An 11167-nucleotide genomic window follows, 5' to 3' on the forward strand; every position below is an offset into this window, starting at 1 on the left:
CCCGCCCTCGCCCCTGCCCTTGCCATGGATCCCCCCAAGTAGGTCGATGGCAAGTAGCTTACCTCTAAGCTACTTGCCGTCAAGCTGCTTTCTTGCGAACGATCGGGGGAAGGCCGGATACTGCCGACATGACCACCCAGGCCAGCAAGGACGCCGTCGACGCGATCATCGACCAGTGGGCCGCGGTGCGGCCGGACCTGGAAACCGCTCCCATGGAGCTCTTCGGACGCATCTACCGGATCGCCCGGGCCATGGGGGACGCGATGGAGCGCGCCTACGCCCGGCACGGGCTCTCACGCGGCGAGTTCGACGTCGTGGGTACGCTACGCCGCTCCGGCGCGCCCTACACGCTCTCGCCGCGGCAGCTGTCGGCCACGCTGATGCTCACGACGGGCGGCATGACGGGCCGCCTGGACAAACTGGAGAAGGCCGGGCTGCTGTGTCGCAGGCCCGACCCGCACGACCGGCGGGGACTGCAGGTCGTGATCACCGAACGCGGGCTCGCCCTCGTCGACGAGGCCGTCACCGCCGGCCTGGAGGTGCAGCGCGCAGCGCTGACCGGACTGACCGAGGAGGAGGTCGGCGTGCTCAGCGGCCTGCTGCGCAAGCTCCTCGCCGGCCTCTAGCAGTACGCCGCCCCGGCCCGCACCGACCGTCGGCGCCGGGGCTCGACCCGCCGGCGCCGGGGCTCGACCCGCCGGCGCCGACACCCGGGCCCGCCCGCACCGGGGCACGGCAAAGCGCCGGAGGTCCGCACGGGAGCCGATGCGCATCGCATCGGCCCGCGGCCCTCCGGCGCCCCGGAAGTCCTGGAATGTGTGCCGTGCCGGTCCCGTCCGGGACCGGCGCTGCTCAGGCCTGCTTCTTCTGCGGCCGGTCGGACTTGTCGAGGACCATCACGAGGCCCGCGATGCCCAGGAACAGCGCGATCGGCAGGAACACGAACAGGCCGAGGGTCGCGGCCATGCTCATGCTCTGGCCCGGGTCGTCGCCGTCGTCGCGGGTCAGCGCGAGCGCGGGAGACGTCATCAGCAGCATCATCAGCGCCGATCCGGCCGTGACGGCACCGGCGCGCAGGGCGTTCTTGTTGTCCACGGTGCAAACGTAGCGAACACCTAAACGAGGCGCGCGCCCGGGGGTGCCGTACGGGCGCGAGCGCCCTCCCGCACCGCGCTCAGCAGGGCGTTCGCGCGGGGCGAGGCGGTCAGCTCCTCCAGCGTCAGCGGCCGTCCCGCCGCGTCCGCGAGCGGCAGCCGCCAGTTGGGGTACTGGTCCCAGGTCCCGGGCAGGTTCTGCGGCCGCCGGTCGCCCACCGCGTCCGGCAGCCACACGCCGACCAGCCGCGCCGGGGTGCGCAGCAGGAAGCCGTACAGGGCCGTGACGGCGGCCTCCTCGCCCTTGGTGTCGAAGCCGAGCTCCGCGAGCGCGTCCAGCCAGCGGGCGGTGTCGGCGGCGTCGTCGGCCCGCTCCTCCTCGACGGGGCGGGTCAGCAGGCCGAGCCGGTCGCGCAGTTCGACGTGGCTGCCCGCCAGCCTGGCCGCGGAGGGCGGCAGATCGTGGGTGGTGGCGGTGGCCAGGCAGTCCGCCCGCCAGGCCCCGGGCGGCAGCGGCTCACCGTCGCCCGCCCAGTCCCGTTCGAACCACAGCACGGAGGTGCCCAGCACCCCGCGCCGCGCCAGCTCCCGGCGCACACCCGGCTCCACCGTCCCGAGGTCCTCGCCGATGACCAGGGCGCCCGCCCGGTGGGCCTCCAGCACCAGGAGGGCCAGCAGCGCCTCCCCGTGGTACGACACGTACGCGCCCTCGGCGGGCGGGAAGTCCTCCGGGATCCACCACAGCCGGAACAGGCCCATCACATGGTCGATGCGCAGCGCTCCGGCGTGGCGGAACACCCCGCGCAGCAGCTCCCGGAACGGCGCGTACCGGGTCGCCGCCAGCCGGTCGGGCCGCCACGGCGGCAGGCCCCAGTCCTGGCCGCGCGCGTTGAAGGCGTCGGGCGGCGCGCCGACGCTGAGGTGCCCGGCGTACAGGGACGAGCCGAAGACGTCCGAGCCGTTCGGGTGTACCCCGACGGGCAGGTCGTGCACGATGCCGACCGCCATGCCGGCCTCGCGGGCGGCCTCCTGAGCGGCGGCGAGCTGGCCGTCCGTCAGCCAGACCAGCCAGCGGTGGAAGTCGGCGCGCCGCTCCGGGTCCTCGCCGGCGCGCCCGGCGCACCAGGTCGCGTGGACGTCCAGGGCAGGCCCTTGCCGGGCGCAGAACGCGCGGTAGGCGGCCTCCCGTTCGGCGGTGCGCGGGACGGCGTACAGCAGCTCCAGGGCGGCCCGCTTGAGCTCCCAGACCGCGTCCCGGTCGATCAGGGCGCCCTCCTCCAGCACCTCGCGGCGCAGGGCGGCGCCGCGGGAGGCGAGCGCGGCGAGGGCCTCGCGGTCGGGGCAGTCGGCCCACTCGGGGACGTCCTCGACCCGCAGGTGCACGGGGTCGGGGAAGCGGCGCGAGGACGGTCGGTACGGGGACGGGTCGGTCGGCGTCCCGGGGACGGCCGCGTGCAGGGGGTTGACCTGGATGAACCCGATCCCGTGGGTGCGGCCGGCCCAGCGGGCCAGGTCCGCGAGGTCGCCGAGGTCGCCCATGCCCCAGGAGCGCGCCGAGAGCAGGGAGTACAGCTGGACGAGCAGCCCGTACGCCCGCTCGGGCGCGGCCGGGGCCCGCTCCGGGGCGACGATCAGCGTGGCCGTGCCGGTTCGGCCGTCGGGGGTCTCGGCGTGGAGCCGGTGCACACCGAGCGGGGGCACGGCACCGGAGCCGGGCCGCCACTCGGCCGCAGCACCCCACCCGACGGCCGAGCCGGCTGCGTCAGCTGCGTCGGCTGCGTCGTCGTCCTCCGGCTCCAGCCGGAAGCGCGTGCCCGGCGGCAGCGCGGTCGGCTCGGCGGGTGGCGCGGACCCGGCCCACCACACCAACACGCGCGGCAGCAGCCGCTCCGCCGCGGCCCGTTCCGCCTTCATGCGCTCGGCCCGGACGGCCTCCGGGGTGTCGGTGCACACCCCCAGCGAGCCGAGCAGCGCGACGACCGTGGCGTCCGGGACCCGGACGGTGACGCCCTCGGAGGGCCGGTAGGTGGTGGCGACGCCGTGCAGCGCCGCGAGCCGGGCGAGGTCGTCCATGTGTGTCCCTGGGTCGGTGGAGGGGTCCGGCGGGCTAGTCGCCGGCGGCGGGTGTGGTCGGCTCGCTCGTCAGCGGCGCCTCACCGGCGAGCGGGGGCTCGCTCGTCAGCGGCGTGTGCGCGGCGCCGGCGAGCGGGGGCTCGCTGGTGAGGGGGCTCTCGGCGGGCCCGGCCTGGGCCGGCAGATGGGCCAGGACGGGGACCGGGCGCGCCGCTCTGCCTCCGTGTCCGGTGCGGGCGGCGGCGGTTGCGGGAGCGGGCGGGATGGCGGCGGTGTCCACAGGGCATGCCTTCCTTTGTCCGTACAGCCGGTGAGGGCGGGTCAGCATCAGGGAACAACGCCGTTCGACACCGCAGCCATACCCAGCGAACGGCCCGGCATTCCTGGCGGTTCCGGGGCAGAACACCCGCCCGCATTGACACTCCGCCCGCACGGGTGGTGGGCTCGGGCTCGTTCGTACGGGCGGGGAAAGCAGGCGGGACAAGGAGGCTTCGTGCAGCTCAGGGGCAGGAAGCGGACCACGGCGGCGGCCATCGCCGTCATCGGGGCACTCATGGGCGGTGCGGTGGTCGCCGGGCCGCTGGGGTCCCTGGTGGCGTCCGGCTCACCGGACGCGGCAGGCGGCCCCGGCCCGGGCGTGGGCGCCGGCAGCGGCGCGGCCGCCGCCCCCGCAGGCGCGCCGTCCGGCGCGGCCGCCGGCCCGCTGCTCGACCCGGGCGCGACCGTGCAGCGCACCGCCGCCGAAGGGCCCGCCGTGTGGCCGCGGCCGCAGTCGATGACCGCCGAGTCGGCGCGCGAGGTCCCGCTGGACGGCCAGGCCGTCCTGGTCGCCGCGCCCGGCGCCGACCCGTACGCGGTCGACGCGGTCCGCACGGCCCTGCGCGAGGCGGGCGTCCGCATCCTGCACGAGCCGGGTCCGGGGGCGCCGCTGCCCGAACGGGGCACCGTCGTACGGCTGGACGGCCCCGGCGCCGATGAGGCGCTGCGCGCGCTGGGCTCCGCCGACGCCGGGGACCTGCCCCGCGGCGGCTACCGCCTGGCCGTCGGCAAGGTCGCGGGCCGGGACACGGTCGCGCTGGCCGGCGTCGGCGAGGACGGGCTGTTCCACGGGGCGCAGACGCTGCGCCAGCTGCTCGCGGCGGCCAAGGCGGCGGGCGGGGCGAAGGTGCCCGGCGTACGCGTGCGGGACTGGCCGGCCGCGCCGGTCCGCGGGATCACCGAGGGCTTCTACGGGCAGCCGTGGACGCAGGAGCAGCGGCTCGCGCAGCTGGACTTCATGGGCCGCACCAAGCAGAACCGGCTGCTGTTCGCGCCCGGTGACGACCCGTACCGCACCACGGATTGGCGCTCGGAGTACCCGCGCGCGCAGCAGGACGAGTTCCGGGAGCTGGCCGAGCGGGCCCGCGCCAACCGGGTCGTGCTGGGCTGGGCCGTGTCGCCCGGGCAGTCGATGTGCCTGGCCTCGGCCGCAGACCGGGCGGCGCTGGCGCGCAAGCTGGACGCCATGTGGGAGCTGGGCTTCCGCGCGTTCCAGGTGCAGTTCCAGGACGTCAGCTACTCGGAGTGGGGCTGCCGGGCGGACCGGGTCCGGTACGGGACGGGCCCGGCGGCGGCCGCGAAGGCCCACGCCGAGGTCGCGGGGGAGCTCGCCGCGCACCTGGCCGCACGGCATCCGGGCGCGGCCCCGCTGTCGCTGCTGCCGACGGAGTACCACCAGAACGGCGCGACGAAGTACCGCACCGCCCTGGCCGACCGGCTCGACGAACGGGTGGAGGTCGCCTGGACGGGCGTGGGCGTGGTGCCGCGCACGATCACCGGCAAGGAACTGTCCGGGGCGCGCAGCGCCTTCGGCCAGCACCCGCTGATCACCATGGACAACTACCCGGTCAACGACTGGGATCCGGGCCGGATCTTCCTCGGCCCGTACACGGGACGCGAACCGGCGGTCGCGGGCGGCTCGGCAGGGCTGCTGGCCAACGCGATGCAGCAGGCCTCGCTGTCACGGATCCCGCTGTTCACGGCCGCGGACTTCGCCTGGAACCCCGGCGGCTACCGGGCCGGGGATTCCTGGGCGGCGGCCGTCAACGAACTGGCGGGCCCGGACCCGCGGACCCGCAAGGCCTTGGCCGCGCTGGCCGGCAACACGGCCTCGTCGGCCCTGGCCCTGCCCGAGTCGGCATACCTGCGCCCGCTGGTGGACGAGTTCTGGCAGGCCCGCGGCACGGGCGACGCCGCGGCCGGGGAGCGGCTGCGGGCGGCGTTCACCGCCATGCGGGAGGCCCCCGACCGGCTGCCCGGCCTGTCCGGCGAGGCCGGACCGTGGCTGGCACGGCTCTCGGCGTACGGGACGGCGGGCGAGCTGGCGGTGGACCTGCTGCGCGCCCAGACCCGCGGCGACGGGGCGGCGGCCTGGCGGACCTCGCAGTCGCTGGCGGAGGCCCGCCGGAAACTGGCCGAGCCGGACGGCGGCGGGCGCGTCGACAAGTCGGTGCTGGACGCCTTCCTGGCGAAGGCGGTGACGGAGGCCGACGCCTGGACCGGTGCGGCCCGGCAGACGGGCACCGTGTCCCGGGAGCCGGGCGCGTGGACGGTCCGGCTGGACGCGGCGCGGCCGGTGTCGGCGGTGACGGTCATGACGGACCCGCTGGCGGAGGGCACACGGGGCGCGGCCGTGGAGGTGCACGTGCCGGGCGAGGGCTGGCGCAAGGTGGCCCAGGCGGCGGCGTCGGGGTGGACCCAGGCGGACGTCGGCGGGGTCGCCGCGGACGCGGTCCGGCTGTCGTGGGCCGGGGACGACCCGGTGGTGCACCGGGTCGTGCCGTGGCTGGCGGACGGGCCGGAGGCGGCGTTCGAGCTGCCGGAATCGATGGACGTGGAGATCGGCGGGGCGGCGAAGACGGTGACCGCGGAGGTGTCGGCGCTGCGGCCCGGCGAGGTGCGGGGGCCGCTGACGGCGACGGCGCCGGAGGGCGTCGCCGTGAAGCTGCCGGCCGAGGCGAAGGCGCCGCGCGGCACCCGGGTCCAGGTGCCGGTCTCGGTGACGGTCCCGGCGGGCACGCCCGCGGGCAGCTACCGGGTGCCGGTGGCTTTCGCCGGGCAGACCCGGGTGCTGACGGTCCGCGCCGTCCCCAAGACCGGCGGCCCGGACCTGTTCCGCTCGGCGAAGGCCTCGTCGTCGGGGGACGAGACCCCGGCGTTCCCGGCCTCGGCGGCGGTGGACGGCAACGCCGCGACGCGGTGGTCCTCCCCGGCGGCGGACGGCGTGTGGTGGCAGGCGGAGCTGGCGGCTCCGGCCCGGGTCGGGCTGCTCGTGCTGCACTGGCAGGACGCGTATCCGTCGGCGTACCGCGTGGAGACCTCGACGGACGGGTCGACCTGGCGCCGGGCGGCGACCGTGACCGGCTCCCGGGGCGGACCGGAATCCGTCCGCCTGGATCCGGCGGACGCCCGGTTCGTCCGGGTCACCTGCGAGAAGCGGGCGACGAAGTACGGCTGCAGCCTGTTCTCGGCGGAGGCCTACGCCGTCGTCCGCTGACCGGCCGACCCGCTGCCCCGTCGGCCCGCCGGCCCGCCGGCCCGCCCACCCGCTGCCCCGTCAGCGCGCCGGCCCGCCTGCCCGTCGGCGCGCCGGCCCGTCGCCACGGCCGGATCCGGGCGTTTCGGCCGGAACCCGTCTGGTCCGGGCGCCCGCCGGCGGGACAGACTGGGGCCCATGACAACCATGGTGTCCGTCGACAACGGCGAGATCTCGGCGGAGGACTCGGGTGAGGGCGCGGGCGGGGAGGCCGGCGGGCTGCCGCTGGTCCTCCTCCATCCCGGGGTCGCCGACTCCGCGGTCTGGGACCCGCTGCTCCCGGCGCTCGCCGCACGGCACCGGGTGATCCGCTACGACGCCCGCGGCTTCGGCCGCTCGCCCGCGCCCACCGCCCCGTACTCCCAGGTGGAGGACCTCACCGCGGTCCTCGACCACTTCGGGTTGGACCGTGCCGTGCTGGTCGGCTCCAGCATGGGCGGCGCCACCGCGATCAGCCTGGCCCTGGCCGCCCCGGAGCGGGTGGCGGGCCTCGCCCTGTTCGTGCCCGGGGTCACCGGCTACGACGGGCTGATGGCGCCCGGGTTCTTCGAGCAGGTGGGCGAGCTGGCCGCCGCCGGCGACATGGAGGGCATCGTCCGGCTCGGCCTCGGCCTGTGGGGGGCGGCCGGCGGCGGCACGCCCGAGGCGGATCCCGTCGCGGCCGACTGGCTCAGGGCGGTGCTGCCCGCCTGGTTCGGCAGTGCCGGGCTCCAGCGCGAGGACGCCCCCGCCTTCGACCGGCTCGCGGAGATCACCGCTCCGACGCTTCTGGCGCTCGGCGAGCAGGACCGGGCCGAGGTCGTGAAGTGCAACGAGGAGATGGCGGCCCGGATCCCCGGCTGCCGCCTGGTCCGCCTCGCCGGCTCCGACCACTACCCGACGCTGCGCGAGCCGGAGGCCGTCGCCCGCCTGATCGAGGAGCTCCACGCCGAAGCGGCCCGCTGACCGGCGACGCGGCCACGGGCTGCGGGTCCGGCCACGACGCGAGGGCCCCGGCGGCCGGCCGGAGCCCTCGCGCGTGACAGGGCCGCCGCGCTAGGAGGCGGCGGCTCCGATGCGGTCCAGGGCGTCGTCCGCACCGTACGGCTGGAGGTACGGCATCCAGCGGGGATCCCGGTGCCCGGTCCCGATGATCCGCCATGCGAGCCCCGACGGCGGGGCCGGCTGGTGGCGCAGCCGCCAGCCCAGGTCGACCAGGTGCCGGTCGGCCTTGACGTGGTTGCACCGTCGGCATGCGGCGACCACGTTGTCCCACACGTGCTGCCCGCCCCGGCTGCGCGGGATGACGTGGTCGACGCTCGTGGCGACGCCGCCGCAGTACATGCAGCGGCCGCCGTCACGGGCGAAGAGCGCGCGGCGGGTGAGTGGAACGGGCCCCCGGTAGGGGACCCGCACGAAGCGCTTGAGCCGTACCACGCTGGGAGCGGGGACGACTTGGGTCGCACTGTGCAGGAAGGCGCCGGACTCCTCCAGGGAGACTGCCTTGTTCTCCAGGACGAGGACGAGCGCGCGGCGGAGCGGTACGACGCCGAGCGGCTCGTACGACGCATTGAGGACCAGGACGTGCGGCACGGACTGCCTCCTTGTACGCCGGCGGCGCGTGGCTCGCGCCGGGACGATCTGCTCTCCAGTCTCTCCTTACGGCTGGTCGAAGCGCCACCACGCGCCCGTAACGGGTCGGAGGTGTTTTCAACCACATGTCCTTCATCCCCAGGTGAGCCTGGTCTCTCCCTCGAACAAGGCAACAGGGTCACGGGAATGCCCCGTTAGTGTGGATGGCCTGTCCGGTACACCCCTTTCACGGGCAGACCGCTACACCTGGAGGTTCCCGCCGTGCCCTGGCCCGCCGCCCTGTTGCCCCTGGCAGCCGACACACCGGACCCCGCCGCGTCGGTGAAGGAGGCCCACGAGAGCGTCACGAACGCCGCCAGTTTCATCGAGGAGAACTGGGCCGGGTGGCTGTACCTGGGCCTGAAGATCCTCCTGATCCTGGTGATCGCAGCCGCGCTCCGCTCGCTGGTCCGCAAGTCGCTGACCAAGCTGATAACCAGGATGAACCGGGGCGCCGAGGCCGTCGAGGGCATGGCGCTCGGCGGGCTGCTCGTCAACGCGGAACGCCGGCGGCAGCGCTCCGAGGCGATCGGATCGGTCCTGCGTTCGGTGGCTTCGTTCCTGATCCTGGGCACGGCGAGCCTGATGGTACTCGGCGCCCTGGGCATCAACCTGGGCCCGCTCCTCGCGAGCGCGGGTGTGGCCGGTGTCGCCATCGGTTTCGGCGCCCGGAACCTGGTGACGGACTTCCTGTCCGGCGTGTTCATGATCCTTGAGGACCAGTACGGCGTCGGCGACAAGATCGACGCAGGGGTGGCCTCGGGCGAGGTCGTCGAGGTCGGCCTGCGCGTGACCAAGCTGCGCGGCGACAACGGTGAGATCTGGTACGTCCGCAACGGCGAGATCAAGCGGATCGGCAACCTCAGCCAGGGCTGGGCGACCGCCGGCGTGGACATCCAGGTCAAGCCCCAGGAGAGCCTGCCCCGGATCCGCGAGGTGGTCGCGGCGATCGCCGACCGGATGGCCAAGGAGACCCCCTGGGACGAGCGGCTGTGGGGTCCGGTCGAGGTGCTGGGCCTGGTGGAGGTGCTGCTGGCCTCCATGACGGTGCGGGTATCGGCCAAGACGATGCCGGGCCAGCAGTTCGCCGTCGAGCGCGAGCTGCGCTGGCGGATCAAGGAGGCCTTCGACGAGGCGGGCATCGGGATCGTCGGCGGGCTGCCGCCCGCGGACGAGGAGGAGGACGCGGCGGACCCATCGGCGGCCGTGGCCCCGCCGTCCGCCCTGGCCAACCCTGCGTCCCCGCAGGCCCTGGCCACGGCCCCGATCCCGGCGCCGGCGCCCGCTCCGGCCGGGTCCGGCTCGCCGCGGATCACGAAGTAGCCGCCGCCGAAGCACACGCTGACACTGCCCCCGCAGGCCACCGCCTGCGGGGGCAGTCCCGTTGACAGGCTCCGAAAACCGATAGGAAACTTGACTGACAGTTCCTGGACGAGCCCCGTTCCCGGACGAGAGCGAGCGCCATGACCGGCACGACCTCCCGCACGTCCCCCGGCCGGCCGCCGGGCCCGGGCTCCGGCCCGCCCGCTCAGGGAACAGGACCGCCCGCAACCGGAACGCCCGCTCCCGGAACAGGAACGCCCGCTCCCGGAACGCCCGGCCTGCTGCGCGCCATGAACGACCGCGCCGCCCTCGACCTGCTGCTGGCCCACGGCCCCCTGTCCCGCACCCGGATCGGCGACCTCACGGGCCTCTCCAAGCCCACCGCCTCACAGCTGCTGGCCCGGCTGGAGGCCGCCGGGCTCGTCGTGGCGACCGGTACCACCTCGGGACGTCCCGGCCCCGGCGCCCAGCTGTACGCGGTCAATCCGCACGTCGCCCGTGTCGCCGGGGTGGACGTCACCCCGGGCCGGATCACCGCCGCCGTCGCCGACCTCACCGGCGAGGTGATCGGCAGCCACGAGCTCCCGTACGCCGAGGGCGCGGGGGCCGCCGGCCAGGTCGTCCGGGTCCTGGACGAGGCCCTCAGGGCCGCCGGACTGCACCGCTCCGACCTCCACCGCACCGTCATCGCCGTCCCGGGCGCCTTCGACCCGCGCTCCGGAGTCCTGCGCCACGCCGGCCACCTCCCGGCCGGCTGGCACTCCCCCGCCCTCCTCCGGGAGCTGGCGGCGGCCCTGCCGACGCCCGTCGTGTACGAGAACGACGTCAACCTCGCCGCGATCGCCGAGCAGCGGCTCGGCGCGGCCCGCGGGCACCGGGACTTCGTCCTGCTGTGGAACGAGGAGGGCCTCGGCGCCGCCCTGGTGCTCGGCGGCCGGCTCCACCGCGGCTTCACCGGCGGCGCGGGCGAGGTCGGGTTCCTGCCCGTTCCCGGGCACCCGCTGGTCCGGCAGGCAGCCCGGGTCGACTCCGGCGGCTACCAGGCGCTGGCCGGGGCGCAGACGGTGGCCGGCCTGGCGGCCGAGCTCGGCATGGCCCTGCCGCCCGCGGCCCCGGGGCACGCAGCCGGGTCCGGAGCGCCGGTCGGGCCGGCCGTGGCCCTGCTCCGGCAGGCAGCCGCCCACCCCGAGGGCGCGCGGCTGCAGCTGTTGCGGCGCTACGCCACCGCACTGGCGACCGGTCTCGCGTCACTGGTGGCCGTACTGGACCCGGAGATCGTGGTCCTCTCCGGCGCGGTGAACGACGCCGGCGGGGACGTCCTGCGCGGGCTGGTCGCCGCCGAGCTCGCCGACCTCGCACCCTCCCTGCCCCGCCTCATACCCGGGGCCGTGAGCGAACGGCCCGTGCTGCGCGGTGCGCTGGAGAGCGCCCTCGCCGCCGTCCGTGACGAGGTCTTCGACACCTCCCGCCGCTGACCCCGCCCCTTCTGCCC

The 11167-nt window shown here is 75.8% G+C and carries 9 protein-coding genes; 5 read left to right on the top strand and 4 right to left on the bottom strand.

Annotated elements, in window-relative coordinates; genetic code table 11:
• Positions 1 to 128: 128 nt before the first annotated feature.
• The gene (locus tag HYE82_RS27800) at positions 129 to 626 is read left to right on the top strand and encodes a MarR family winged helix-turn-helix transcriptional regulator (protein WP_179176917.1); all 498 of its coding nucleotides are present in this window, start codon (positions 129 to 131) and stop codon (positions 624 to 626) included.
• Between the two features lie 226 nt (positions 627 to 852).
• Here the strand turns inward: HYE82_RS27800 and HYE82_RS27805 are convergent, their stop codons facing one another.
• Genes HYE82_RS27805 through HYE82_RS27815 form a run of 3 tightly spaced genes read right to left on the bottom strand, consistent with a single transcriptional unit; the run spans position 853 to position 3432 of the window.
• Complete coding sequence (locus HYE82_RS27805) at positions 853 to 1095, bottom strand: hypothetical protein (RefSeq protein WP_179176918.1); 243 nt, start codon at positions 1093 to 1095, stop codon at positions 853 to 855.
• 20 nt (positions 1096 to 1115) lie between these two features.
• Positions 1116 to 3167: a 4-alpha-glucanotransferase gene (locus HYE82_RS27810; RefSeq protein WP_179176919.1), complete on the bottom strand. Its 2052-nt coding sequence runs from the start codon at positions 3165 to 3167 to the stop codon at positions 1116 to 1118.
• Positions 3168 to 3201: 34 nt separating this feature from the next.
• Positions 3202 to 3432 carry a hypothetical protein gene (locus HYE82_RS27815; RefSeq protein ID WP_309144469.1) on the bottom strand — a complete coding sequence of 77 codons (231 nt, stop codon included), beginning with the start codon at positions 3430 to 3432 and terminating at the stop codon, positions 3202 to 3204.
• Between the two features lie 288 nt (positions 3433 to 3720).
• Between HYE82_RS27815 and HYE82_RS27820 the strand changes: the two genes are divergently transcribed.
• Entirely contained in the window at positions 3721 to 6702 is a 2982-nt protein-coding gene (locus HYE82_RS27820) for a beta-N-acetylglucosaminidase domain-containing protein (protein WP_179176923.1), read from the top strand.
• 177 nt (positions 6703 to 6879) lie between these two features.
• Entirely contained in the window at positions 6880 to 7686 is an 807-nt protein-coding gene (locus tag HYE82_RS27825) for an alpha/beta fold hydrolase (RefSeq protein WP_256987800.1), read from the top strand.
• 90 nt (positions 7687 to 7776) lie between these two features.
• Here HYE82_RS27825 and HYE82_RS27830 read toward each other — a convergent pair whose 3' ends face one another.
• The gene (locus HYE82_RS27830) at positions 7777 to 8313 is read right to left on the bottom strand and encodes an HNH endonuclease (protein WP_179176920.1); all 537 of its coding nucleotides are present in this window, start codon (positions 8311 to 8313) and stop codon (positions 7777 to 7779) included.
• Between the two features lie 261 nt (positions 8314 to 8574).
• On the opposite strand from HYE82_RS27830, the gene HYE82_RS27835 reads away from it, so the two are divergent.
• Positions 8575 to 9675: a mechanosensitive ion channel family protein gene (locus tag HYE82_RS27835; RefSeq protein WP_179176921.1), complete on the top strand. Its 1101-nt coding sequence runs from the start codon at positions 8575 to 8577 to the stop codon at positions 9673 to 9675.
• Between the two features lie 290 nt (positions 9676 to 9965).
• A complete protein-coding gene (locus tag HYE82_RS27840; protein WP_256987802.1) occupies positions 9966 to 11150 on the top strand; it encodes an ROK family transcriptional regulator in 1185 nt (394 codons plus the stop codon).
• Positions 11151 to 11167 lie beyond the last annotated feature (17 nt).

The organism is Streptomyces sp. BR123 (assembly GCF_013401435.1).
Lineage (GTDB): Bacteria > Actinomycetota > Actinomycetes > Streptomycetales > Streptomycetaceae > Streptomyces.

Excerpts from the sequence above, each read along its gene's own strand:
- HYE82_RS27800 (WP_179176917.1), top strand. The coding sequence starts at position 129 with ATGACCACCCAGGCCAGCAAGGACGCCGTCGACGCGATCATCGACCAG.
- HYE82_RS27810 (WP_179176919.1), bottom strand. The coding sequence starts at position 3,167 with ATGGACGACCTCGCCCGGCTCGCGGCGCTGCACGGCGTCGCCACCACC.
- HYE82_RS27820 (WP_179176923.1), top strand. The coding sequence starts at position 3,721 with ATGGGCGGTGCGGTGGTCGCCGGGCCGCTGGGGTCCCTGGTGGCGTCC.
- HYE82_RS27825 (WP_256987800.1), top strand. The coding sequence starts at position 6,880 with ATGACAACCATGGTGTCCGTCGACAACGGCGAGATCTCGGCGGAGGAC.
- HYE82_RS27840 (WP_256987802.1), top strand. The coding sequence starts at position 9,966 with ATGAACGACCGCGCCGCCCTCGACCTGCTGCTGGCCCACGGCCCCCTG.